The sequence below is a fragment of the Hymenobacter koreensis genome (assembly GCF_039541855.1).
Lineage (GTDB): Bacteria > Bacteroidota > Bacteroidia > Cytophagales > Hymenobacteraceae > Solirubrum > Solirubrum koreensis.
Window position 1 is genome coordinate 568,248 of sequence record NZ_BAABHA010000002.1, and the last position, 25,010, is coordinate 593,257.

23 protein-coding genes and 1 riboswitch are annotated in these 25,010 nt (G+C 59.9%); of the genes, 16 read left to right on the forward strand and 7 right to left on the reverse strand.

The window, feature by feature from the left end; translation table 11 throughout:
- Positions 1-96 precede the first annotated feature (96 nt).
- Positions 97-438 carry an HIRAN domain-containing protein gene (locus tag ABD903_RS05315; protein ID WP_345222066.1) on the reverse strand — a complete coding sequence of 114 codons (342 nt, stop codon included), beginning with the start codon at positions 436-438 and terminating at the stop codon, positions 97-99.
- A gap of 48 nt (positions 439-486) precedes the next feature.
- The gene (locus ABD903_RS05320) at positions 487-1,092 is read right to left on the reverse strand and encodes an acyl carrier protein (RefSeq protein WP_345222067.1); all 606 of its coding nucleotides are present in this window, start codon (positions 1,090-1,092) and stop codon (positions 487-489) included.
- Positions 1,093-1,175: 83 nt separating this feature from the next.
- Between ABD903_RS05320 and ABD903_RS05325 the strand changes: the two genes are divergently transcribed.
- Entirely contained in the window at positions 1,176-1,637 is a 462-nt protein-coding gene (locus ABD903_RS05325; RefSeq protein ID WP_345222068.1) for a DUF4268 domain-containing protein, read from the forward strand.
- A 111-nt stretch (positions 1,638-1,748) separates the two neighbouring features.
- A complete protein-coding gene (locus ABD903_RS05330; RefSeq protein ID WP_345222070.1) occupies positions 1,749-2,159 on the forward strand; it encodes a hypothetical protein in 411 nt (136 codons plus the stop codon).
- Positions 2,160-2,222: 63 nt separating this feature from the next.
- Here ABD903_RS05330 and ABD903_RS05335 read toward each other — a convergent pair whose 3' ends face one another.
- Entirely contained in the window at positions 2,223-2,936 is a 714-nt protein-coding gene (locus ABD903_RS05335; RefSeq protein WP_345222072.1) for a hypothetical protein, read from the reverse strand.
- Positions 2,937-3,005: 69 nt separating this feature from the next.
- On the reverse strand, positions 3,006-4,238 hold the full coding sequence (locus ABD903_RS05340; RefSeq protein WP_345222073.1) for an acyl-CoA dehydrogenase family protein: 1,233 nt from the start codon (positions 4,236-4,238) through the stop codon (positions 3,006-3,008).
- A 263-nt stretch (positions 4,239-4,501) separates the two neighbouring features.
- On the opposite strand from ABD903_RS05340, the gene ABD903_RS05345 reads away from it, so the two are divergent.
- The 3 genes from ABD903_RS05345 to ABD903_RS05355 all read left to right on the forward strand — a co-directional run bounded on the left by ABD903_RS05345 (position 4,502) and on the right by ABD903_RS05355 (position 7,950).
- Entirely contained in the window at positions 4,502-6,325 is a 1,824-nt protein-coding gene (locus ABD903_RS05345) for a TrkH family potassium uptake protein (protein ID WP_345222075.1), read from the forward strand.
- A gap of 16 nt (positions 6,326-6,341) precedes the next feature.
- Positions 6,342-7,022 carry a potassium channel family protein gene (locus ABD903_RS05350; protein WP_345222077.1) on the forward strand — a complete coding sequence of 227 codons (681 nt, stop codon included), beginning with the start codon at positions 6,342-6,344 and terminating at the stop codon, positions 7,020-7,022.
- Between the two features lie 73 nt (positions 7,023-7,095).
- The gene (locus tag ABD903_RS05355; RefSeq protein ID WP_345222078.1) at positions 7,096-7,950 is read left to right on the forward strand and encodes an FRG domain-containing protein; all 855 of its coding nucleotides are present in this window, start codon (positions 7,096-7,098) and stop codon (positions 7,948-7,950) included.
- A gap of 168 nt (positions 7,951-8,118) precedes the next feature.
- On the opposite strand, the gene hrpB is transcribed toward ABD903_RS05355, so the two are convergent.
- Together hrpB and ABD903_RS05365 are read right to left on the reverse strand one after the other, a co-directional pair.
- On the reverse strand, positions 8,119-10,650 hold the full coding sequence (gene hrpB, locus ABD903_RS05360; protein WP_345222080.1) for an ATP-dependent helicase HrpB: 2,532 nt from the start codon (positions 10,648-10,650) through the stop codon (positions 8,119-8,121).
- 37 nt (positions 10,651-10,687) lie between these two features.
- Positions 10,688-11,014: a rhodanese-like domain-containing protein gene (locus ABD903_RS05365; RefSeq protein WP_345222082.1), complete on the reverse strand. Its 327-nt coding sequence runs from the start codon at positions 11,012-11,014 to the stop codon at positions 10,688-10,690.
- A 122-nt stretch (positions 11,015-11,136) separates the two neighbouring features.
- Here ABD903_RS05365 and pnuC point away from each other — a divergent pair, with 122 nt between their 5' ends.
- From pnuC to ABD903_RS05385, 4 genes are read left to right on the forward strand one after another with little or no spacing between them, the layout of a single operon-like run.
- Positions 11,137-11,769 (forward strand): nicotinamide riboside transporter PnuC, encoded by a 633-nt coding sequence (pnuC, locus tag ABD903_RS05370; protein WP_345222084.1) that lies wholly within the window; start codon positions 11,137-11,139, stop codon positions 11,767-11,769.
- On the forward strand, positions 11,769-12,320 hold the full coding sequence (locus ABD903_RS05375; protein WP_345222085.1) for an AAA family ATPase: 552 nt from the start codon (positions 11,769-11,771) through the stop codon (positions 12,318-12,320). The genes pnuC and ABD903_RS05375 overlap by 1 nt, the downstream gene beginning before the upstream one ends.
- Before the next feature lie 44 nt (positions 12,321-12,364).
- Positions 12,365-13,246, forward strand: a complete 882-nt coding sequence (locus ABD903_RS05380; protein WP_345222087.1) for an aldose 1-epimerase family protein — start codon at positions 12,365-12,367, stop codon at positions 13,244-13,246.
- A gap of 4 nt (positions 13,247-13,250) precedes the next feature.
- Complete coding sequence (locus ABD903_RS05385) at positions 13,251-13,682, forward strand: GNAT family N-acetyltransferase (protein WP_345222089.1); 432 nt, start codon at positions 13,251-13,253, stop codon at positions 13,680-13,682.
- A 22-nt stretch (positions 13,683-13,704) separates the two neighbouring features.
- Here ABD903_RS05385 and ABD903_RS05390 read toward each other — a convergent pair whose 3' ends face one another.
- Complete coding sequence (locus tag ABD903_RS05390; RefSeq protein WP_345222091.1) at positions 13,705-13,893, reverse strand: hypothetical protein; 189 nt, start codon at positions 13,891-13,893, stop codon at positions 13,705-13,707.
- Positions 13,894-14,149: 256 nt separating this feature from the next.
- Positions 14,150-14,260, forward strand: a riboswitch (TPP riboswitch).
- A 58-nt stretch (positions 14,261-14,318) separates the two neighbouring features.
- Here ABD903_RS05390 and ABD903_RS05395 point away from each other — a divergent pair.
- From ABD903_RS05395 to ABD903_RS05425, 7 genes are all read left to right on the forward strand, one after another.
- On the forward strand, positions 14,319-16,832 hold the full coding sequence (locus ABD903_RS05395; protein ID WP_345222093.1) for a TonB-dependent receptor: 2,514 nt from the start codon (positions 14,319-14,321) through the stop codon (positions 16,830-16,832).
- Positions 16,833-17,008: 176 nt separating this feature from the next.
- Positions 17,009-17,806: a DUF2490 domain-containing protein gene (locus ABD903_RS05400; RefSeq protein WP_345222094.1), complete on the forward strand. Its 798-nt coding sequence runs from the start codon at positions 17,009-17,011 to the stop codon at positions 17,804-17,806.
- 101 nt (positions 17,807-17,907) lie between these two features.
- A complete protein-coding gene (guaB, locus tag ABD903_RS05405; RefSeq protein ID WP_345222096.1) occupies positions 17,908-19,386 on the forward strand; it encodes an IMP dehydrogenase in 1,479 nt (492 codons plus the stop codon).
- Positions 19,387-19,564: 178 nt separating this feature from the next.
- Positions 19,565-21,646, forward strand: coding sequence for a GAF domain-containing SpoIIE family protein phosphatase (locus ABD903_RS05410; protein WP_345222097.1), 2,082 nt, complete (start codon positions 19,565-19,567; stop codon positions 21,644-21,646).
- Positions 21,647-21,666: 20 nt separating this feature from the next.
- Positions 21,667-21,996: an STAS domain-containing protein gene (locus ABD903_RS05415; RefSeq protein WP_345222099.1), complete on the forward strand. Its 330-nt coding sequence runs from the start codon at positions 21,667-21,669 to the stop codon at positions 21,994-21,996.
- A 24-nt stretch (positions 21,997-22,020) separates the two neighbouring features.
- On the forward strand, positions 22,021-22,431 hold the full coding sequence (locus ABD903_RS05420) for an ATP-binding protein (RefSeq protein WP_345222101.1): 411 nt from the start codon (positions 22,021-22,023) through the stop codon (positions 22,429-22,431).
- A 109-nt stretch (positions 22,432-22,540) separates the two neighbouring features.
- Complete coding sequence (locus ABD903_RS05425; RefSeq protein ID WP_345222102.1) at positions 22,541-24,865, forward strand: peptidylprolyl isomerase; 2,325 nt, start codon at positions 22,541-22,543, stop codon at positions 24,863-24,865.
- The last annotated feature ends 145 nt before the right edge of the window (positions 24,866-25,010 follow it).

Consider the following 25,010-nt stretch of genomic DNA (forward strand, 5'->3'; position numbering starts at 1 on the left):
GGTTGGTTACGTTAACAATCAAGGCTTCCGACCAACCAGGGCGCCTACTCGTTGGCCTGCTTCACCTTCTACCCATCCCGCTTTTACGGCGTGATGCTAGGCGTGGAGCAGCACTTCAATGTTAAGGTACAACCAGTCGTCTTCCCACGATTTATGCGTGAGGCGCGCCGTAATGCGGTAACCGGCATCGAGGAGGCGCGCCACGGTTTCGTTACGGCCTTCGGGTAGGTAGCCGAGCCACACACCGCCTGCTTCGGACAGGGTGTGTACCTGCACGGCCCAGTCGTCGAAGGAGCTATCGGCTTCGCGGCGCAGTTCGAGTTCCTGATCGAGCTGAAGGTTGGGCTCGTGCTCGGCGAGGTTGTCGCGGTGCGAGGTGCCCGCCACCAGGCATTCCAGAAGTACGAGCGGCGCGGCAGAAGTAGAGTTAGCGGACATAGGCGGAAGGGGTTGCGTGGACGCAAATTAACAGGTCTGGGGCTTGCGTCAATCCATGCCCAAGTCGCTGGTTAAGCTGTCTTGCGGATGAATCTCCCAAACCTCCGCTCCCGACTTCTCGCTGACTATGCCAATTACAGCCCGCAGGACATCGTACGGGTTATTGAAAAACCGGCCAGCGTAGAACTCGGCGTAGTTGAGCGAGATGATCCAGCCAATCAGCTCGGCCAAGGTGTTTCCCGTCCAATCGGGCCAGCGTACGGGCTTGCGGCCCAAAAACCGAAACAGCCAGCTTGACTCTGGCGGAGCCGGCGCATGTAACTGCGGAACAAGCCAGCCGTTCTGCTGAGCCAGATGCTCCAAAAAAGGCTTTCCCGGTTGTTGATCAGCAGCAAGTAAGAGCGGGGCGAGTGGCTCGTTAGCCGCCGGCGGCTCCGGAGGCCCATACACGGCTTGCAGTTCCCGGTGCACGGCTTCCTCTACCGCGCCGTGCACACGTGACTCGTTTTCAGCAGCTTCCTGGCAGCCTAGTAGCCGGCATACAATGTCGGCTATGTCCTGTACGGTGCTTATCTGCTCGGCTTCGGTATCGGCAATGGCAATTTGGAAGTAGTCCTCGGTTGCCTGAATCAGCTCAACGGTATCTAAACCCATGCGCCTTTAACGGTTATCTGGCGCCTAACTTACAGCGTAAGGCGACTATTGTACCTTCACGTCTACTTCGCACTTCGCCTCCCATGTACAGCAAAATAGAGGCGGCCCACCTGCGCCAGGCGTTTTGGACCACGTTTGGCCAGTACATGCAGCCTGTGCCATCGGCCGAGGGCGTACCCACCAACTGGATCAACTACAAAACCGGCCTCAAGCACGTGTACTTCCGCCTGCACGCCGACGGTAAGCAGGCCCGCATAGCCATAGAAATAACCCACCCCGACGCTGGGCTGCGCGAACTGTTTTTCGAGCAGTTCCGGGAACTGAAAGCCATGCTGGAAGAAACCACCGGCGAAGCCTGGACCTGGGCCCCCGAAGCGGAGGATGCCAACGGCCAACCCATTGCGCGCATTTACCAGGAACTGGTGCCGGCCAACCTGTTCAACCGCGACGATTGGCCGCGGCTGATTTCGTTCTTCAAACCCCGCCTGATGGCGCTGGACGAGTTTTGGAGCACGGCGCAGTACGCGTTTGAGGAGCTGCGGTAAGTGTGGCTGTTGTTGCTGCTGGTGTTTGGGGAATGGCCCAATTTGTGCGCTGATTCCTGCGCCTTACCAATGCAAGGCAACATCCCATCTTCCACTTCACTTCAACGCCTTATGCAAAAAGTTATTTACTTGATCGGCTTACTGCTTGCAAGTGCAGCGGCATACGCCCAACAGCCGCAGCCGGCCCGTTACTTAATGCTGGTGCGTGAAGTGCAAGCTGGAATGCTGGAAACGCGCTCTTCGCTCACGGTTATCGAGCCCGACGGCACCATGAAAACCGAAGAATTCGTTACGTATTTTAACAGCATTCCGAAGAAGGCCCTCAACGCGTCCTTACAACAAGGCACCGCCGATTCTACCACGTTGCAGCAGCGCCGCATCCGTTTTGCCAACCTGAAAGTGTACCAGGCAGAGCTTCAGAAGCTAAACGAATTTAGTACGAACGGCTGGACGCTGGTAAGCACGGTGGAGGAAGGGCCTAGAACCCGGTATTTGCTCCGCAAGGATGCCTTGCTGAAATAAGCAAACAGCGCCGCCCCGGTTATCGGGGCGGCGCTGGGTCTTTTGTTTGTGACTCTTAAACAATCAAGCAATAAACCCACTAATGGTCTTTACCACCTGCCATTTACCCTTATGCCGACGTACCACAAAAATTTCTCCCCGTCCGCATAGCCCAAAGCATACCTGATTGATTTCCACAATCACCGTCTGAAAATCACGCGAAAAAAGAGGCATGGCAATCTGTCCAAACATGCTGGTACCGTAGCGCTGCTCCAATTCATCTACTAGCTTACTCTTCTTGCCTTTCGTGGTCAACCGCTCGGCAATGCTCTCCAAAGTATCTTTAGGTATCAACTTATAGCCAGGCAACATTTCGGCCTGAAGCCTATATGCGGAGGATGTAGCTATCTGTTGGTGTATAAACACCGTATCGTCCGCAGTCAGAATTTGATCCTGAATCACAAGATCGGCTAGTGCTCCTGCAGCTAGTGAAGGAGTATTACCGTAGGTCCAATTTCCCTTCCACCCGGGTGGTTTGGGCGCTGTAGAGCGGTCAAAGAACGTTTTGCCCAAAGTTGTTCCCTTCAGATAAAGTTGGCCTGATTCACCTTGGTTTAGCAAGCTTCGAATGAACCGGTGAATAACGGTATCGTCCAGCAGCTTACGTTCGGCCCACTGTCGCTTGGTTGCGCCCTTTACTACAGGAGGCTCCCACCATCCCTGAATTGGCGGCTCCTGCTTAGAACACCCTACCAAAGTCAAGCAAAGAATTATAGACGTTACACGCTGATAGCACATAAGTAGCAAGAACTAAAAAACGGCCGTTCTTACACAAGAACGGCCGTTTTCGTCTTTATTAATTCCGTCCTACTTAAACGCCTGAATGCCGGTAATATCAGCACCGGTGATGAGCAGGTGAATGTCGTGGGTGCCTTCGTAGGTAATTACCGACTCCAGGTTCATCATGTGGCGCATGATGGGGTACTCGCCCGTAATGCCCATGCCGCCGTGAATCTGGCGGGCTTCGCGGGCAATATGCAGGGCCATGTCCACGGAGTTGCGCTTGGCCATCGAAATCTGGGCCGAGGTGGCTTTGCCCTCATTCTTGAGGGTACCCAGGCGCCACACCATGAGCTGGGCCTTGGTAATTTCGGTAATCATTTCGGCCAGTTTCTTCTGCTGCAGCTGGAAGCCGGCAATGGGCTTACCGAACTGTTCCCGCTCCAGCGAGTATTTCAGCGCCGACTCGTAGCAGTCGATGGCCACGCCGATGGCGCCCCAGGCAATGCCGTAGCGGGCCGAATCGAGGCAGCCGAGCGGGCCTTTAAGGCCTTCCACGTTGGGCAGCAGGTTCTCTTTGGGCACCTTCACGTTGTCGAACACCAGCTCGCCGGTGATGCTGGCGCGCAGGCTCCACTTGTTGTGGATTTCGGGGGCGGTGAAGCCTTCCATACCGCGTTCCACGATAACGCCGCGGATGCGGCCTTCGTCGTTTTTGGCCCACACCACGGCTACCTGGCTCTGGGGCGAGTTGCTGATCCACAGCTTGGCGCCGTTCAGCAGGTAATAGTCGCCCATGTCCTTGATGGTGGTGGTCATGCCGCCGGGGTTCGAGCCGTGGTCGGGCTCCGTGAGGCCGAAGCAGCCGAGCCACTCACCCGAAGCGAGCTTGGGCAGGTACTTGCGGCGCTGCTCTTCGGAGCCGTAGGCGTAAATGGGGTACATCACCAGGGAGCCTTGCACCGAGGCGGTGGAGCGCATGCCGGAGTCGCCGCGCTCAATTTCCTGCATAATCAGGCCGTAGCTGATGTAGTCCAACCCGCCGCCGCCGTACTCGGTGGGGATGGTGGGACCGAACGCGCCGACGTCGCCAAACTTCTTGACGATTTCGGAGGGGAAATGATTGTCCTGGGCCCACTTCTCGATGTTGGGCGAAATCTCGCGCTTCACGAAGTCGCGGATGCTCTGGCGAATGAGTTTGTGCTCTTCGGTGAGCAAACCGTCGATGTCGTAGTAATCGGTGAAACCGGCGGCGTTCAGGGAGCCTTTGTTTTGCTGTACCTGCGCTTTGGGCGAGAGTACGTCGGCTTGGGAGGACATAAGCGGGAAACGGTTGGATGGGAAGCCCAAAGATAAAAATTTCGGGACGGCGCGGGCGGTTTCTTGCCACCGCCACCGGCTGTTTATAGAACAGCCGGGGCCGGGCAGGGTTCCGGCGCTGCCGAATCAATTCCCATCTTTCGGCCGCCAATCCGCATAGCGCGTATCCATTGCTGCTTTGCCGGGGTACCGCTTTGCATACTGCCTCGGGTAAGGCAGCACCAGCCGCACCCTCGCCTGCTTTACGTTCCAGCTACCTTCCTATGCGCCGCCCCCAGTTAAGCAAATACATCCACGACCACCTGCTGCAAGAGCACCGCCCGCGGCTGCTAACCCGGGCCGATACCGCACTGTTTTACCTCAGCTTGGCCGGTTTACTGGTTTTTCTTTACGACCTGGGTTTTGCCCATACCGAAGCCGCCGAGCACCTGCTCAACGGGTTTTACGGGGTATACACGCTGTGCCTGATGGTGATTTTGGTTGCGCGGCTGTTTCTGCTTAACCGAGCGGGCGTGCCCAAAGGTTGGGTGATGGTGGAGTGCCTGTTAATTGGGCTGGCGGGCTACGGCGTGTTCCTGAGCTTTTTCCCGGAAAGCTTTGTGCTCGACGACACCTTACTGGGCCGTTACGTGGAGCAGGATTTGCTGATTCTGGGCGTGCTGCTGTACATTTTTCTGATTGAGCTTTCCCGCCGTTCGCTCAATTTCTACCGCCTTCAGTACAACCCCGCCCTGCTATTCATGAGCAGCTTCGTGGTGCTTATTTTTCTAGGCATGGGCTTGCTGCTGCTGCCGCGTGCCACTACTGCCGGCATCAGCCCGCTCGATGCCTTGTTCACGTCGGCCAGTGCCGTGTGCGTTACCGGGCTCGTTAGCGTGGATACCGCCACGGTGTTTACCACCTTCGGCAAGGTGGTAATTCTGATGCTTATTCAGCTCGGCGGCTTGGGCATCATGACCTTCACAAGCTTTCTGACGCTGTTCTTCCAACGCTCGTCGTCGTTTCAAAACCAGCTGTTCATGCAGGGCCTCATCAACGAGGAAAGCATTGGCAACACCATGCGCACCATCGGCAATATCGTCTGGATTACGTTTCTGGTGGAGTTTCTGGGCGCCTGCCTGATTTACGCCTCCATTGGCCCGGCCGATATTCCCCGCCTGCACGACCGGCTGGGCTTTGCCATTTTCCACTCCGTCTCGGCCTTTTGCAACGCGGGCTTCTCCACGCTTTCGGCGGGCCTTTACGACACCGGCTACCGCTTTAACTACGGCCTTCAGCTTGTTGTCATTGCCCTCATCATCGTTGGCGGCATTGGATTTCCCATCATTTTCAACCTGTACCGCTACCTGCGCGAAACCGGCCGCAGCCGCTGGCGGCAGTTTTACCACCGCGAGCGGTACGTACACACCACGCGCATCATCAACGTAAACACCAAAATCGTGCTGCTGACCTCGGCCGCCTTACTGGTAGCCGGAACGTTGCTGTACTTCGTGCTGGAGTACAACAGTACGCTGCGTGAGCATTCCGGCCTGGGCAAATTTGTGGCGGCCTTGTTTGGGGGGGTTACGCCCCGCACCGCCGGCTTTAACACCGTTGACATGACCCAAATGGGTCTGCCCATTGTGCTGGTGTATTTGCTGCTGATGTGGATTGGGGCCTCGCCTGGCTCTACGGGCGGTGGCATTAAAACCACCACGTTTGCGCTGGCTTTCCTGAACATTTACAGCATTGCGCGCGGCAAGGAGCGGCTGGAAGCTTTCGGCCGGCAGGTACCTAGCAAGTCGGTGCAGCAGGCGTTTGCCGTTATCATGCTCTCGTTTCTGGTTATCGGCCTGTGCACGCTGCTGGTAGCCATGTTCAATCCTGAAATTCCGCTTATTAAAGTCGCTTTCGAGGCGTTTTCGGCTTACAGCACCGTGGGACTGAGCCTCAACATCACCAGCAGTCTAAGTGCGGGCAGCAAGGTGGTCATCATGATTACCATGTTCCTGGGCCGCGTGGGCACCTTTACCCTCATTGCCGGTGTGGTAAGCAAGGCAAACGACCTGCACTACCGCTACCCCACCGAAAACATCATCATCACCTAACCTTCCGCACCGCCGCATGAAATATATCATTGTTGGGTTGGGCTACTTTGGCTCGTCGTTGTCGATGAAACTCACCGAAATGGGCCACGAGGTCATTTCAGTTGATAGCGACATGGCCAAGGTTACGCAGTTCAAGGACCGCGTTACGCACACCGTTTGCCTGGATGCCAAAGACCAGCAGGCCCTGGCCTCGTTGCCGCTCTCCGACACCGACGTGGTGCTGGTGGGCATTGGCGAAGACTTTGGCGCCTCGGTTATGGCCGTGGCTAATTTCAAGCAGCTGGGCGTGAAAAAGCTCATTGGCCGGGCCATTTCGCCGCTGCACCAAACGGTGCTGGAAGCCATTGGAGTCGATAAAATCATTCGGCCCGAAACCGAGTTTGCCGAGCGCCTGGCCAAAAGCCTGGACTTAACCGGCATTCTGGATTCGCTTGACCTGACCGAGGATTACAACATCATTCAGGCCACGGTGCCGCCGCGCTACGTGGGCAAAACCATTCAGGAAGCCAACTTCCGGCAGAAGTACAACATCAACGTACTCACCATTATCCGGCCGAAAGAATCCACCAATTTGTTCGGCCGCTCGCACCGCAAACCCGCCGCCATTGGCGTGGTAGCCGCCGACACGGTTTTTCTGGCCGACGACATCATGGTGCTGTTCGGCAAAATGGAAGACATCCGGAAGGTGCTGCAGTAGCCGGCGTATGCTTACTTCGGGTGCGGAATTCCGTATCTATTCTGCCGCTCACTTCTTCCACCCGATTTTGTCCGTGGCTACCTCCCCCGCCAATCCCCCTATCGATATTGAAGTGCAGTCCTGGGAAGAGTTGCAGCATGTGCTGTTTCGCGACACCTGGGACGGCCGCATCGGGCGTTTCCGTTCGCCGTTCGTGTACCGCGGCGTTCGTTCCCGCGACTACACCCTCACCACCAGCCTGCAGCGCCTCGGCGGGCAGTACCACGAGTTGGAGCACCACCTGCTGCGCAACTTCCGCAAGTACGCCCACGACACGCCCATGATGGACACGGCCTCGCTCTGGAACTGGCTGGCCGTGGCCCAGCACCACGGCTTGCCCACGCGCCTACTGGACTGGACGTACTCGCCGTACGTGGCCCTGCACTTCGCCACCGACGACATTGAGGCCTACGACCGCGACGGCGTGATTTGGGCCCTGAACTACGTGAAAGCCGCCGAATACATGCCCGAGCGCCTGCAAGATGCTCTGCGGATGGAGGGCTCCAACGTGTTCACGCCTGAAATTCTGCAGCCAGTTTGCACCACCCTGCGCGAGTTGGCCGATATGCAGCCCCAACAGCCCTACGTTCTGTTTCTCGAGCCCCCGTCTCTCGATGCGCGCATTGTTCACCAGTACGCGCTTTTTTCGCTGATGTCGACCTCGCAGGCAGTGTTGCCCGAGTGGCTGGAGCAGCACCCGGAGCTTTTCTTCCGCATTATCCTGCCGGCTCGCCTGAAGTGGGAAGTGCGCGACAAGCTCGACCAGGCCAACATTACGGAACGCGTGCTTTTCCCCGGCCTCGGCGGCCTAAGCCGCTGGCTGCACCGCCACTACAGCCCCGCCCCCAGCCACGATGCCCACTCCGGCCTCGATCAGGTTTCGGGCTGAAGCACTTCAGCGTCTGAATTGAAATGCTGTCTTCCTGAACGCGGTGAAGGACCTTCTCACGCTGAAACGAGTCGTTGTTACGATAGTCGTTCATCGGTGAAAAGGTCCTTCACCGCGTTTAGGAGAACAGGTAGATTACTCGCAATCGGCAATTGACAACCTTCGCAACTATCCGCCCAGCCGCTTTTTGGTGAGCTTGGTGGGTACGTGGCTCAAGGGGTCTTCGGGCCAGGGGTGCTTGGGGTAGCGGCCACGTAAGTCCTTGCGCACTTCGAAGTAACCGGTTTGCCAGAAGCTGCGCAGGTCGCGGGTAACCTGGGCCGGCCGCCCACCGGGAGAGAGTAAATGCAACGTGAGCGGTACCCGCCCGCCGCCAATGTGCGGCGTATCGAGCAAGCCGAATACTTCCTGCAGCTTCACAGCTAAAACCGGCGCGGCCGGGTCGGTATAGTCCAGGCGAATGTGGGAGCCGCTGGGCACCTCCAGGTGGGCTGGCGCGAGGCGCTCCAGCTCTTGCCGCTGCGCCCAGCCGCCGGGCAGCCGTTGCAACAGAAGTTCGTTCCAGTCGAGGCGCGCTAAATCGGCTAGGCTGCGCATACCGTCCATGTGGGGCGCCAGCCAATCATCCAGCTCCTGTTGCAGCGTTTCATCCGATACGTTGGGCCAATCGGCAGTAAAATGCTGATGCAGGAACGCCAGCCTTTCGCGCAGCTGCCGGGCACTTTCCGACCACGGCAGGCTTCCTACTCCCCCAGCTCGTACCGCGTCCATTAAAGCCTGGGTTACCAGTTCGGGGCTTGGCTGCGCGAGGGCTGCGTCGCTGAGCACCAATGCCCCTAGCCGCCGCAGTCGGCGCGCTACTACCCGGCCCGTGGCGGCATCGAAACGTACTTCGTCGCGGCTCTCGATCTGCTCGGGAAACAATTGCTCTATTTCCTTTAACGAGAGCGGCGCGGCCATGCCAGCCCGCGGTGCGGTAGCAGTTCCATCGAGGTAGGCCACGGCAAAAAACTGGTCTTGCGACCCAAAAAACTCGGCGGGTAGCGCAGCCCGTTGGCCGGTTACCAGCCGCACGCGCTCGGGTGTTTCGCGCTGGGCCAGGCGGTCGGGGTAGGCCAATGCGGCCAGTAGGCCGGCGGCATCGGGTTCCACGTACTGCCCGCTAACGCCGGCGCGTCCGCGAAGCGCGGCCGCGGCCTCGCGCACCCGGCGTAGGGCTCCGGCATCGGCTATTAAACCCGGCAGCGGGGAACGGCCGGTATGCAAAGCTTCCAAGCGTAATCGTAAATCGGGGGCTGCTTGCTGCCCGGGGTTAGCGGACCGCAGAATGTCGCGTTCGGCCAGCAATGCCGCCAGCAGGCAGGCGGTGGCACCGTGGTTTAGCTCGCGGCCGCGCACCACCAAATGGCCGAGGCGGGGCGGCAAGCCCAGGCGGGCCAGCTCGCGGCCGTGGGCGGTGGCCTGGCCGCTCGGCAGTAGTGCGCCCAGCCGAACCAATAATTCACGCGCCTGCGCCAACGCCGGCGCGGGCGGCGCGTCGAGCCAGCGTAGCGCGGTAGCATCGGAACCCCACAGGGCCAGCTCCAAGGCCAGGCTGCTGAGGTCGGCCGTTAGGATTTCGGCTGGTAGGTGCTGGGGAAGCTGTTGTTGCTCGGCTTCGGTCCAGAGGCGCACGCACACGCCGGGCCCGAGGCGGCCGGCACGGCCCCGGCGCTGGTCGGCGGCGGCCTGGCTTACGGGCACGGTTTCGAGCGTGGTAAGGCCGGTGCGCGGCACGAAGCGCGGTACGCGGGCATACCCGCCATCCACCACCACCCGCACGCCCTCAATGGTGAGGCTGGTTTCGGCAATACTGGTGGCCAATACCACTTTGCGGCGGCCTACGGTGGCCGGACGCAGGGCGGCATCCTGCTGCTCCAGGGGCAGTTCACCGTGCAGTACGTGCAGGTCGGTGTTGTCGGTTAAAGCGCTGCTGAGGCGGTCGGCCACGCGGCGCTGGTCGGCGAGGCCAGGCAGAAACACGAGTACGTCGCCGGTGTGCTCGGCCAGGGCCTCTCGAATGGCCACGGGCGCAAGTTCGGTTAAACGGTCAGCGGGACGCGAACCTACGCCGGCCGCGCGGCGCGGACTCAGGTATTGCGTTTCGACGGGGTGCATGAAACCGGCGCTGGTAACCACGGGGGCATCCAGCCAGGGGCCCAACCGAGCGGCATCGAGCGTGGCCGACATGACGAGTAGCCGCAAATCGGGCCGCAATACGGTTTGGGCGTCGAGGGCCAAGGCCAGGCCGAGGTCGGCTTGCAGGCTACGCTCGTGAAATTCATCGAAGAGCACGGCCGCAATGCCTTCCAGCGCGGGGTCGTCCTGCACGAGGCGCGTCAGAATGCCTTCCGTTACCACCTCTATGCGCGTGTGGCTCGACACCTTGTTTTCGAGCCGGACGCGGTAGCCCACGGTGTGGCCCACCGGCTCGTTCAGCAGCTTGGCCATGCGCGTAGCGGCGGCGCGGGCTGCGAGGCGGCGGGGTTCCAGCACCAGGATTTTGCCATCGGCACGCCACGGAGCATCCAGCAAGGCCAGCGGTACCACGGTGGTTTTGCCAGCGCCGGGCGGGGCTTGCAGCACAGCGCGGTTGCCGGTTTCCAGGGCCGCCAATAATTCAGGCAGCGCGGCGCAAATGGGTAAATCGGGGAGCAGCATGAGGGAGGTGAAGATACGGCCGGGCCGCGCCTCGTTTTTAGTACACGGGCACGTTGGGGTCTACCCGCACCGACCACGCATGGATGCCGCCGCGCAGGTTCAGCAGGTTGGTCAGCTCGTGGCGGTGCTGCAGGTAGGCCAACGCCTGGGCCGAGCGTACGCCGTGGTGGCAGATAAGCACCACGGGCCGGTCGTCGGCTATTTCCTCTGCCCGCCGGGCAAGGTCGTCGAGGGGCACGAGCACGCTGCCTTCGATGCGGCAGTACTCGAATTCCTCGGGCTGGCGCACGTCGATCAGCTGCAGGTTTTCGCCGGCGGCCAGCCGGTCGCGGAGCTGCTCGGGTGTGAGTTCGGGAAAGGTCATCGGAAGCGGAAGAAGCAAAGAAAAACGGCCAGGGAATACAAAAGTAGCCCAAGCCTCGCTAGCTTTGACTTTGGTTGTCACCCACAACCGTTGCGTTTTTCCACCCGCTTCCCTTCTGCCTGTTGGCTTCGTTCTGGCTTGAGTTCTGGACTGCTCTTCGTGCGAGCAGTGTTTACGACGTTTGGGGGTTTATCACCGGACTGCTCTGCGTGTGGCTGGCAGCGCGGGAATCGGTGTGGAATTTCCCGGTAGCCATTGTGGCCTGTGTTATTGCGGGCATTGTGTATTTCCAGGCCAAGCTCTACTCCGATATGGGCCTGCAGGTCGTGTTTGTGGCCCTGGCTTTTTACGGGTGGTGGATGTGGCTGCGCAAAGGCCCTGCGCAGGGACAATTGCACGTGTCTACCACGTCGTGGCGCTGGTGGGTGGTGCTGGCTGCTTTGGCCGTTGGCTTTACGCTAATAGCCGGCTACCTCTTCGAAACCTATACCGATGCGGCAGCTCCGTACTGGGACAACGGCGCAACGGCCGTAAGCTTGGTTGCCCAATTCCTGCTCACGCGTAAAAAACTGGAAAACTGGCTTCTCTGGATTGCCGTTGATATTTTATACGTGGTGCTGTATTGGCATCGTGGCTTAGCACTTTTCAGCGTAGAGTACGTCATATTTATTGGGCTGGCCGTCTACGGCTACTGGGAATGGCGCCGTTTGCGGCGTGCAGCTCCGGCGCTATCCACTCCTCTTTCGGCTGCCTGATGCTTCGCGTTGCCCTCACCGGACCCGAATCGACGGGCAAAACCACTCTCAGCCAGCAACTGGCCGATTATTACCACACCGTATGGGCCGCCGAGTACGCCCGCGAGTACCTCGACTCGCGCCAGCTGGGCTTGCGCTATTCCCTTGCCGACCTCGAAGCCATTGCCCGGGGCCAGCTGGCGGCCGAGGACGCGGCCGTGGCGCAAGCCCAGCAAGCCGGCCTGCCCGTTGTGTTTTGCGACACCGAGCTGCTCATTATCAAGGTATGGTCTGAGCACGCGTTCGGCAACTGCCCCGACTGGATTCAGGAGGAAATTGAGCGGCGGCACTACGACCTGATTTTGCTTATGGGTATCGATATTCCGTGGGAGCCCGACCCCCTGCGGGAACATCCGCACCAGCGCCAGCATTTCTACGACCTTTACCGCAGCGAGCTAAGCAGCCGCATGTCGAACTTCGCCGAAATCAGCGGCACGGCCTGCGGCCGCCTGGAGCAGGCCTGCTTCCTGGTCGATGAGCTGCTCATCAGCCGCGGGTTGCTGCCGCATTAATTGTGGTTGTACAAGACTGAACGATACTTACTGGTGCTTATCCCATGAAATACACTCTGGAAAACGAGCATTGCCGCGTGGTAATTAACCGGCACGGTGCCGAGCTGGCCAGCTTCGTTCGCCTCGACCTCGACAATCTGGAATACATCTGGCAGGCCGATGCCGTCGTGTGGGGCCGCCATGCGCCGGTGCTCTTTCCCATTGTGGGCCGCCTGCCTAACGATACATATTACCACCAAGGCCAGCCCTACCGGTTGCCGCAGCACGGTTTTGCCCGCGACCGGCCTTTTACTCTGGTTGAGCAAACGCCTACCTCGCTCACGCTCCGCCTCACCGACGACGAAGCCAGCCGCGCAGTCTACCCTTTCGCTTTCCAACTCGATATCAGCCACCGCCTTTCCGGGACCACGCTGTATGTGGACTGGCGCGTACACAACCCCGATACCGCGCAGGACCTGCTGTTCAGCATTGGCGCGCACCCCGGCTTCCGCTGCCCGCTGCTGACCGACGAGCAGTTCGAGGATTACGCCTTTCGCTTCGACCACCCGGTGCAGTTGGAGCGGCACTTGCTGGATGGTGGTTTACTGAACGGTGCCACCGAGCCCGTACTGGCCGCTCCAGCCCAAGAGCTGCCGCTCAGTTACGACTTGTTTCGGCGCGACGCGCTGGTGTTGAAGCACTACGATTTTACCCGCATTACCCTAGCCAGCGCCCGTTCGCCGCGCGCGGTAACTATGCAGTTCAACGGTTTTCCATACCTGGGCCTTTGGACCAAAAGCGAAGGCACGCCCTTCGTGTGCATCGAGCCCTGGCACGGCGTAGCCAGTTCGGTAGGGCCGCCTGCCGAGCTGAGCGACAAAGAGGGCATTCTGACGCTAGCGCCCGGTAATACGTTTACTGCCGGTTACAGCATCAGCGCCAAGTAAGGACATGGCTACGCAGCCGCGCACCGTTATAATTCGTGCTGTTTCGGCGGAAGAAACCTACGCGTTACGCCAAGCCGTGCTTTGGCCCGCCAAGCCATTGGCGCACGTACGCATTGCCGAAGACGCTATGGGCCACCATTTCGGCGCTTTCGTGGGTACTGAGCTGGTGGCGGTTGTTTCCCTGTTCGTAACCAACGGCGAAGCCCGTTTTCGCAAGTTTGCCACACACCCGGCTTACCAGCGGCAAGGCATTGGCTCGGCGTTGCTGAAATACACGTTTGGCGCCGCGCGTCGCTTGGGCGCCCGCAGCATTTGGTGCGACGCCCGCCAGGAAGCAGCTCCCTTCTACCACCGTTTTGGCCTGCACGAAGTCGGAGCTCCTTTCGTCAAAAGCGAGCTGGCTTACGTGCGTATGCAGGCGGTGCTAACGAGCTGAACCAGCCCGCCGCTTAGCCAAGCTAAAAGGCTGCCGGCTGTGTCGGGCGCACCGGCCGCCGCCGATTGTACTCCGGTTCCCAGTCGTTAATGGGGCGCGAAATGCCGGGGGGCAGGTCCAGGTCCGGGAGTCCATCGTCGAGTGGTTCGCCGCCGTCGTCGTCGTTATCGGCGGAAGGCGGCCGCGAATGTAGGCGGCGCGGTATCACCATGAAGTAGGCAAGAATGGTGAGGACCACGAGCGTATAGACAAGGCTGATCATGACGAATCCGAGCTATGGTAGCGGGGCAATTTCCCTCCCCTTACAAGCGCTAACGAAGCAGGCCGGGGAGTTGTTTAGCTACACAGCGGCTTTTTTCGCCCCTGGCCGCCCGCAGTCCATGTACCTCACTGTCAAGCCGCAACCCCGCTTCCGAATAAGCAAGTGGCGAACGGTTATGGCTTTTTGGTTCGGGGCTGTACCTTTGCCCCGCGTTTAGGGGTGCTCCGCCGCTAATACGGCTGCGCGGAGCTGAGATTATACCCATTGAACCTGATGCGGCTAATACCGACGAAGGGAACAAACGGTACGCGAACGAGCACACCGCCGCTCCGACCCCTGGGGCGCGGCTCCGTTCCACCTTTTTATTTTTCACCTTGTTCAAGTTAAGAACCCTGTCTGGGGCCGCGTGCTGCACGCTGCTGCTCGGGCATGCGGCATGGGCCCAAGGTCCCGTGTCCGGCACCCTCACCGACGGGCGTAGCGGCCAACCGCTGCCCGGCGCCACCCTCCTGCTCGACGGCACGCCGGCGGGCGTAACCGACGCCAACGGCTCCTTTTCGCTACCAGCCGTGGCAGCCGGCGCGCACGAGCTCCGACTGAGCTTTGTGGGCTACCAGCCCATTACGCGGCGCCTGCTGGGCCAGCCCACGGCGCAGCAGCTCACTTTTGCCCTACAACCCGCCGATGTGCTAACCGGCGAAGCCGTGGTAACGGCTACCCGTGCCAACGAACGCACCGCCACGGCCTACACCAACCTCAGCAAGGAAGAGCTGGCCAAGCGCAACTTCGGCCAAGACATTCCTTACCTGCTCGACCAAACGCCTTCGGTGGTGGTGAATTCCGACGCCGGCGCGGGCGTGGGCTACACCGGCATCCGCATCCGGGGCGTAGACGTGACGGGCATTAACGTGACCATCAACGGCGTGCCGCTGAACGATGCCGAGTCACACGGCGCGTTTTTCGTGAACACGCCCGACCTGGCCGCCTCGGTGCAGGACATACAAGTGCAACGCGGCGTGGGCACCAGCGCAAACGGCGGCGCGGCCTTTGGCGCCAGCCTGAACATTCGGACGCTGGCCGTAAACCGTGACCCGTACGCTGAAACCCAGAACACTTACGGCTCATTCAATACCTGGCGCAACTCGGTATCGTTCGGCACGGGTCTGGTAGGCGGCAAATTCACCTTCGACGGCCGCCTCTCGCGCATCAGCTCCGACGGTTATATTGAGCGCGCCTCTTCCGATCTGAAGTCGTACTACTTCGCGGGGGGCTTTCAGCATAAGAACACCATGTTGAAGTTCGTGACTTTTGCGGGCAAAGAAATAACCTACCAGGCCTGGAATGGTGTGCCCGGTCCGGCCCTTACCGGCGACCGAAAGGCCCTGCAGCCCTACCTCGACAAGTATGCCGTGGACGTGGCCGACACCACCCGCCTGTTTACCGCCGGCCGTCGCTACAACCAGTATACTTACGACAACCAGGTTGATAATTACCAGCAGAACCACTACCAGCTGCACTTCTCGCAGGGGCTGGGCCGAAGCTGGAATCTGGGCGGCGCCTTGCACTTAACCCGCGGCTTCGGCTATTACGAGCAGTTTCGGGCCAACGACCGGCTCAGCAACTACGAGCTGCCGCCGGTGGTGCTAACGGGCCCGGGTGGCACGGTTACCGTGTCGCGCACCGACCTGGTGCGGCGCAAGTGGCTCGACAACTACTTCTACGGCCTGACTTACGCCCTGAACTACCAAGCGCCCGAAAACGACCGGCTGACGGCCACGCTTGGCGGCGGCTGGAACCGCTACGACGGCGACCATTTCGGCGAGGTTATTTGGGCCCGCTTTGCTTCTACGTCCAACATTCGGCAGCGCTATTACTTTAACGACGCGCAGAAAACCGACTTCAACGTTTTCGCCAAAGCCACCTACCAGCTGCTGCCGCGCCTGGGCCTGTACGGTGACCTGCAGCTGCGCACCATCGACTACTTAATCGACGGTGTAGACGATGACCGCCGCGACGTGACCACCCGTGCCAGCTACACGTTCTTCAACCCCAAAGCCGGCGCCACCTTCACCCTCGCCCCCGGCCAAACGCTGTACGCCAGCTACGCCGTGGGTCAGCGCGAACCCGTGCGCTCCGACTTCACCGACCGCCCCGTGGGCGACCGGCCCAAATCGGAACGGCTTAACGACCTGGAAGCAGGCTACCGCGTCAACCAGCCCATTGGCTCGCTCTTCGGGCAGTCCCTGGGCTTGCGCGCCGAAGTGAACTACTTTCTGATGAACTACCGCAATCAGCTGGTGCTAACCGGCCAGCTGAACGACGTGGGCTCGGCCCTGCGCACCAACGTACCCGAGAGCTACCGCACCGGCGTGGAGCTGAGCGCCGCCGCCAGCCTCGCCGAGTGGGTCACGCTGAGCACCAACGTAACACTGAGCCGCAACAAGCTGCGCAGTTACCGCGAAAAGCTCTACCAATACGACGAGTACTACGAGGAGCTGGGCACGTCGGAAGTGGCTTACTCCAACGCCGACATTTCGTACTCGCCGGAGGTGGTAACGGGCAGCCAGCTGGAAGTGCAGCCGCTGAAGGGCCTGCGGGCCGCGCTGCTCTACAAAACCGTGAGCCGTCAGTACCTCGACAATACCGCCAGCGCCGACCGCCAATTGCCCGCCTACCAAGTGGCCGACCTGCGCCTGCGCTACAGCATTCGGCCCAAGTGGCTGCGCGAAATCGAGCTGGGCCTGCTCGTGAACAACCTGTTCAACGAGGAGTATTCGGCCAACGGCTACACCTACGGTGGCCAGTTCCCCGACGGCCGCCTGAGTTTTAACTTTTATTTCCCGCAGGCCACGCGCAATTACCTGGCATCGGTGGGGCTGAAATTCTAGCGGCAGGCTTCACCCCGCGCCGCAGGCCCGAGGCAACGAACGCGTTGCCTCGGGCTTTTTAGTGGCTATTCGCCGGAAAGCCCGGCGCCGCCAATGTTATGTTTTTGGCCTGCGCGTAACATTCAGGTAACAATAGCCGATATTCGATAACAATTAAGTAACACAGCCAGGCCGCTATGGAAAAACATATACAATTCGCTTCGCTGGCGTTTATTTTCTCGCTGATTCTGGCCGCCCCGTGTTACGCTCAAACCCAGCTGCCCGAAGGCCGCGTGGCCGATTACAACCGACACGCGTGGCTGGTTTACAACGGCGACTTTCGGCTGACCAGCCGCTGGGGCGTGCACACCGAGGCGCAATGGCGCCGCGCCAACGGCCTGCGCGACGCGCAGCAGAATTTAGTGCGCGCCGGCCTCAACTACCACCTGAGCAACAACCTGCTGCTGACAGGGGGCTATGCCTTCGCCGATACCCATCCGTACGGCGAATACCCGGCAGCCAAGGCGTTTCCGGAACACCGGCTGTACCAGCAGGTATTACTGCGCAGCAATGAAGGCTTTTTACAGGTGCAGCACCGTTACCGGCTGGAGCAGCGCTGGGTTCGGTTTGCAAACAACCCCGAGTACACCTACCTGAACCGAGCCCGCTACCAGTTGCGCCTGGCCGCGCCCTTGCTCGGTCCCAAGCTCACGGCCGGTATGCCGTATCTGGTAGCTTCCAACGAGCTGTTTATCAATTTCGGCAACAACGTGAGCCGCAACATATTCGACCAAAACCGCGCTTACGCGGCTCTGGGCTATATGATTCGAAAAAATGTGAACATAGAAGCCGGCTACCTGCACCAGTTGGTACAACAGCGCCACGGCACCGTGTTCGAGCATAATAACACGTTGCAGCTAAGCTTAAACCTGAACCTGGACCTGCGAAAGGAAGGCCTTGGCGTGCCCGAAATTGCGCCTGCTGCCACGGAGTAAGGTTAAGCTTGGGCAATGCGGGTGCAGAGCGGCTTGCCAACCGGCAAATCGTCGTAGCTTTGCGCGGCAAGAGGAGTATACCACGCTAAAGCCTTTTGCCTATGGCCGCCGAACCCGCCGCCAAAATTGCCTTCGAGGCCCTAACCTACGACGACGTACTGCTGCTGCCAGCATACTCCGAGGTGTTGCCCCGCGATGCTGACACCAGCACGCAACTCACCCGCCGCATTCGGCTGAACATTCCCTTCATTTCGGCTGCCATGGACACGGTAACCGAATACGAGCTGGCCATTGCGCTGGCCCAGGAAGGCGGAATTGGTATCATTCATAAAAACATGAGCATCCGGGCGCAGGCCGAGCAGGTGCGGCGCGTGAAGCGTTCGGAAAGCGGCATGGTGCTCGACCCCATTACCCTGGGCCAGGAGGCTACCCTGGCCGATGCGCAGCAGCTCATGCGCAAAAACAAGATTGGCGGCATTCCCATTGTCGACGGTGAGCGGCGCCTGCAAGGCATCCTGACCTCGCGCGACCTGCGGTTCGAGAAAGACCTCACCCGTTCCGTTACCACCGTTATGACGCCCGGCGACCGGCTCATCACGGCTCAGGCCGGCACCGACTTAGCCCGCGCCGAAGAAATTCTGCACGCCAGCAAAGTGGAGAAGCTGCCCGTAGTGGACGCCGACGGCCGCCTGGCCGGCCTTATCACCTACCGCGACATTCGCAAGCGCCGCTCCCGCCCCCGCGCCTGCAAAGACGAGCTCGGCCGCCTGCGCGTGGGAGCCGCCGTGGGCGTAACCCCCGACACCCTGGAACGTGTGGCTGCTTTGGTGGAAGCCGGCGTGGATGTGGTAAGCATTGATACCGCCCATGGTCACTCCAAAGGGGTGCTCGACATGGTACGCACCGTAAAGCAGCGCTTCCCCAAACTGGAGCTCATTGCCGGTAACGTAGCCACCGCCGATGGCGCCCGTGCCCTGGCCGATGCCGGTGCCGACGCCGTGAAAGTGGGCGTGGGCCCGGGCTCCATCTGCACGACTCGCATTATTGCCGGCATTGGCGTTCCGCAGCTTTCGGCCGTACTGGAAGCCGTACGCGGGCTGGCCGGCACCGACGTACCGGTTATTGCCGACGGCGGCGTAAAGTTTTCCGGCGACGCCGTGAAGGCCCTGGCCGCTGGCGCGGGCTCGGTCATGATTGGCTCCCTGCTGGCCGGCACCGAAGAAGCCCCCGGCGACATTATCATTTACGAAGGCCGTAAGTACAAAACGTACCGCGGCATGGGCTCAGTAGAAGCCATGGAAGAAGGCTCTAAGGACCGTTACTTTCAGGATGCCGAGGACGACGTGAAAAAGCTGGTGCCCGAAGGCATTGTGGGCCGCGTGCCGTTCAAAGGCGGTGTGGCCGAAGTGCTGTACCAGTTGGTGGGCGGCCTGCGCGCCGGCATGGGCTACGTAGGCGCCGCCGACATGCCAGCCCTGCACCAGGCGCGCATGGTGCGCATCACCGGCGCCGGCCTGCGGGAATCGCACCCGCACGATGTTCAGATTACCCGCGAAGCTCCTAACTACAGCACCCGCTAAACCCTGGCCGCTACTTGGGCGTTACTTTGGCATCCCGCTGCTCCAGCGTAAGCAGCGGGATGCTTTTTTATGCTCTGAGCAGAGGCAGCGGTTTTAGCCAGCGCCTTGTATCTTCGGCATTCGGTTCGGCGCCATTATTGTGGGCTGCTCTGCGCTTACTTGCTCCCTTCTCCGCTGCATGACCCCATTACTCCGGAAACTAAACACCGCTTTGTTGCTAGGTGCCGGCCTGAGTTGGCTGCTGATGCTGGCAGGGGCGGCGTTACGGGCCAGTGCTCCGCTTTCCGCCCAATGGGGTACCGTGCCCGATACGGCTTTGCTGCTGGCCCAGGGCGGGCTGGCACTGTGTGCTTTTCTGTACGAGCGTAACCACCAGTCGCGCCTGCGCGGCACCGAGTTCGTGAGCCTGCTGCGCCGCCTGATGCTGGGCATTGGGCTGGCCGCTGGGTTAGGAGCCGGCTTGCACTTGGCGGCCCGTTATTTGGGCTTGGTGGCTGTTACCGGCAGCTCGGTCCCTCTTAACCTGCTGTATGTTGTCAACATTGGCCTGACTACCTACTTCCTGGCGCAGGCGTACAATACGTGGCGGTCCTTGGTGTTCTTTCGCGCCACCCAACTCACGCGCACCCGCTGGTACTGGTTCGAGTTGTTGCTGGGCATCACGCTAATTGTCCGACTCATCATTCCGGGTAACGCCCTGCCGTACTTATCGGTGCCGCTGGTGCTGCTGGCGCTGCTGGGCGTGTACCTTGGCTCGCACCAGCAGTGGGTGGCGTACCTAAACCGCAAGCAGCGTTGGGGAGCCATTACCCTGCAGGGCTTTGCTTCGCTGATTTGCTTGCTGCTCACTTTTTACTTCCTAAACACCCAGCAAGACCCTACGCTGGTAGCACCGTCGGCCCAGCGGGCCTACCTGCTGCTAATGACCACGTTTGCGGCCTTTTACTCGTTCACCGGCCTGCTCGTAACGTTTGTTACGCTGCCCACCGCTACCATATTTGAGCAGAAGCGCGAGGAAATTTTGAGCATGCAACGCCTGGCCCAGCTTATTCAGAAAGGCCAAAGCGAGCAGGAAGTGTACACGTTGCTCTTCGATTCGGCGGTGCAAACCGTGGAGGCCGACGCCGCGTGGCTGGACTTGTACGAGGAAACCGGCAGCGCCAACCTCGCGCGCCGCATCGACCCCGAAGCCCGGCTGGGCATTTGCACCTTGCTTTCCGACTACAACATCGGGCACATCGAGTACCTGAACAACGATTTGCCCAACAGCGCCGGTTTCCGGGCGCTTAACCTGCCGTATGGTTCGCTGATTGTGATGCCGCTGCGCTCCACCAAGCGCCACTACGGCACGCTGTACCTGCTTAAAGAGCACACCCAGGGTTTCGACCGCGAGAACCTGGGCCTGCTGCAAACCTTTACCAGCCAAACGGTACTTACCATTGAAAACCTGCGCCTGCTGGAAGAGTCGCTGCAAAACGAGCGAGTGAAGGAAGAACTCAAAATTGCCAGCTTAGTGCAGGAAAGCCTCATTCCAAAAGTGCTGCCTGCCGACAGCTGGTTCGAGATTCGCTGGCATAGCAAAGCGGCCCGGGAAGTGGGTGGCGACTTTTACGACTTCCTGCAGCTGAGCGCCTCGCGCATTGCCATCATCATAGGCGACGTATCGGGCAAAGGCACCACGGCGGCTTTCCACGTGGCCCAAATGAAGGGAATCTTTCACACCCTCATGCTGCTCGATCAGCCCGAGAAAAACCAGCCTCTGCAGCCCAGCAAGTTCATGACCATGGCCAACCAGGCCCTAAGCCACTGCCTGGAGCGCAGCTCGTTTATCACGGCTTCGTTTTACATCATCGACTACAAGGAGCGGGGCTTCGCTTTTGCCCGGGCCGGCCACTGCCACACGCTCTATTACAATGCCATTACGGAAGAAACGTTTTACTTTCAGACCGCGGGCCTGGGCTTGGGCATCATGCGCGACACCTCGTACGAGAAGCGCATCAAGAACATGTACTACGACTACAACCCCGGCGACGTGATGATCATGTACACCGACGGGATTGTGGAAGCGCGCGACGGCACGGGCGAAGAATACGGCGAGGACCGCCTGCGCGAGCTGCTGGGGCGTACTTTTTACCTCGAAGCCGAGGAAATCAAGCAGGCCATTGTGGACGATGTGGAGGACTTCACCCACGGTCAGCCCCCCCACGACGATCAAACCCTGCTCGTCATCAAATTCAAGAGCGCCCAACCTGGAGTATAGGCCTGACGTAAAGACTCGCTATGAAAATTGCACAGAACGCAGACACCACCACCCTTACGCTGATCCTCGACGGTGAACTCGACGCCAGCTCATCCGTGTTGCTCGATACGGAGCTAACGCAACCCGAAATCCTACGCTACCAGAAGGTTATGATTGACTGCCAACGGCTCAATTATATTTCTTCGGCTGGCCTGGGCGTGTTTATTTCCCATTTGCAGCGCTTTCAGGACGCCGGCGTGAAGCTGGTTTTCTTCAACATGCAGGAGAAAGTGCACAACGTATTCGAAATTCTGGGGCTCGATTCGCTCATGACCATCGTGCCCACCGAGCAAGAAGCTGCCGCCCTGTAGCCCGTTTGCCGTCTTTCCGCTATTATGAACCACACCTTGCGAGTCAGCTGTAACCGCCAAAACCTGAAAGTGGTGCGCGACTTCGTGGGGGAGTTTCTCGCGGAATACGGGCTGTCGGTCATTTTGCAGAACCAGATCATTTTGGCCATCGACGAAATTGTGGCCAACCTCATTATTCATTCCAACCAAGAGGACGACAGCAAATTCCTCGACATTCGGCTGGCAGTGGAAAACAACGAGTTCCGGTTTGAGGCCGAAGACGGCGGCGCCTCCTTTTCCCCGTCGGGTTACCAAGACCCCGACTTGCTGGAACACATTAGGCTGGCGAAAAAGGGCGGCGTAGGCATTGCCTTGGTTAGCCGCATTATGGACAGTGTGGAATACACCACCATTGGCACACGCAACTTTTGCCGGCTAACCAAGCGTTTGGCTTGAGCTAGCCCGTCGGGATGCCGCCGATTTTTGCGTAACATTGCGACTAGCAGCCGTCCGCGGCCGGCCCGGCCGGATGACGGACGGCTATTTTTTGTCACTCATCTTTAGTATGCGCAGCAACCGCATTCTGTTCTCGAGCGCCGCGTTTGCGGCCACGATTTTGGCCGCTTGCCAGGCTTCCAAACCCACCGCTTCCACCCCTCAGCCCGTACTCATGTCGCTGGGCACCGCCCAGGTGCCGGCGTCGGAGTTTGCGTACGTGTACCGCAAGAACAACAGCGCGGCGCCCGATGCCAACACCCGTCAAAACGTGCAGGAGTATCTGGACCTGTACACCAACTTCAAGCTGAAGGTGCTCGAAGCCGAAGCCAAAGGCCTCGATACCACGCGGGCCTTCAAGGCCGAGCTCGAGGGCTACAAGCAACAGCTGGCCCAGCCCTACCTCACGGAGAAAAGCGTAACCGACCAGCTCGTACGCGAAGCCTACGACCACCTGCAAAAGGAAGTCAACGCCTCGCACATTCTGGTACGCATTGCCCCCGAAGCTGACCCCAAGGACACCTTGGCCGCGTACCAGAAAATTGTGGCCCTGCGCCAGCGGGCTACCAGCGGCGAAGATTTCGAGAAGGTGGCCCGCGAAGCTTCGGAAGACCCCTCGGCCCGCGAAAACGGGGGTCGGTTGGGCTACTTCACGGCCCTGCAAATGGTGTATCCGTTTGAGGCCGCGGCCTACAAAACGCCCGTTGGGCAAGTGTCGCAGCCCATTCGTACGCGCTTTGGCTACCACGTGCTGAAAGTGAACGACATGCGGCAGGCTCAGGGCGAAATCAAGGTGGCTCACCTAATGATTCGCGCTACGCCCGGCATGCCCAAAGCCGACTCGGTTACGGCAAAGAAGAAAGTAGACGAGTTATACGCCCGCTTGAAAAAGGGCGAGAACTGGGAGAAAACCGTAGCTCAGTTTTCGGAAGACGCGGGCTCGGCCCCGAACGGCGGCGAGTTGCCGCCCTTTGGCACCGGCCGCATGATTCCATCGTTTGAAGAAGTAGCCTTTAAGCTGCAAAAGCCCGGTGACTTGTCGGCCCCGGTACAAACCCCGTATGGCTGGCACATCATCAAGCTAATTGAGAAGCAGCCGCTGGCTTCGTTTGAGCAAATGGAGCCCAGCCTGAAAGGCAAAGTGGCCAAGGATTCGCGTTCCGAACTCAACCGGGCCGCTTTCCTGAAGCGCATTAAGGTAGAAAACAAATTCACCGAGGTGCCTTTGGTACGCGACGCCGTACTGGCCCAGGCCGACTCGGCAATGGTGAACGGCCGCTTCAAGGCCGATGCTTACCTGGCTAAGTTCAGCGCCGCTCCGGCCAAAGGCAGCAAGAAGAACACGGCCGTAGCAGCCACAACGCCGCTTTTTACCATCGGCACCAAGGCCTACACCGTGCAGGACTTTGCCACCTACGTAGAGCAGCACCAGCAGCCCCGCCCGAACACCACGCCGGCCTATGCCGCCCAGCTTCAGTACGACCAGTTTGCCGACCAAAGCCTGCTGGAGTACGAACGCACCAACCTCGAGAACAAGCACGAAGACTACCGCATGCTGGTGCGCGAGTACCGCGACGGTATTCTGTTGTTCCAGTTGATGGACGAAAAGGTGTGGTCGAAAGCCATTGAGGACACCGTGGGCCTGCAGAAGTTCTTCGCAGCCAACCAGGCCAAGTACCAGTGGGAACCGCGCGTACAGGGCACCCTCATCAGCGCGGCCTCGCCGGAGCTGCTGAAGCAGGCCCAGCAGCAGTTCGCCAAAGGCCGTTACGTGATTAAGCAAGGCCTGCCCACTTCCCTTACCTTCCAGGGCGGCCGGGCAGTGCTCAGCAAGCCTGCAGTGGTGCAGTTGGAGAGCGTAGTGCAGCGCATGGCGCTGGACTCGTCGGTATCCGTGCGCGTGATTGGGCAGGTGAAAACCGGCGAAAAAAGCGCCTTGGCCCAGCAGCGTGCCCAGCGCGTAGCCGAGGTGTTGAAAAGTAAGCGTATTCCGGCAAACCGCATCAGCGTAACCACCGCCGCCAAGCCGGTTTCGGCCCCCACGGCACAGCTGGAGTTTACCACCACCACCCTCAGCGGCCTGGAGGAAATGATGAACGCCCAGAACCCACTGGCCGTGCAGGTGCAGCAGCGCGCTTTCCCCAAAGGTGAAAACAAAGTGGTGGACGGCGTACCGCAGCAACCCGGCACTCACACCGTTCAGCAAGACGGCCGCTACCACGCCGTTATCGTGGAGAAAGTATTGCCAGCCGGCCCCAAAACGCTGGCCGAAGCCCGCGGCCAGGCTACTTCCGACTACCAGAATTACCTGGAGCAGGAATGGATTAAAGAGCTGCGGCAGAAGTACCCGGTGAAGGTAAACGAAGCCGAAGTAAACAAGCTGGTAACGAAATAACGCTTCGGCCGGCGCAACCGAACTGGTGCCATGACCTCTGCGTTGTGGCACCAGTTCGGTTTTTAAGCGCTTGCCTCAGCTTTTTTTGCTTTCCTACCCCTCGTTCAGGCATGCAACTTTAGCGCCTGCATGGGGCTCCTTTGCG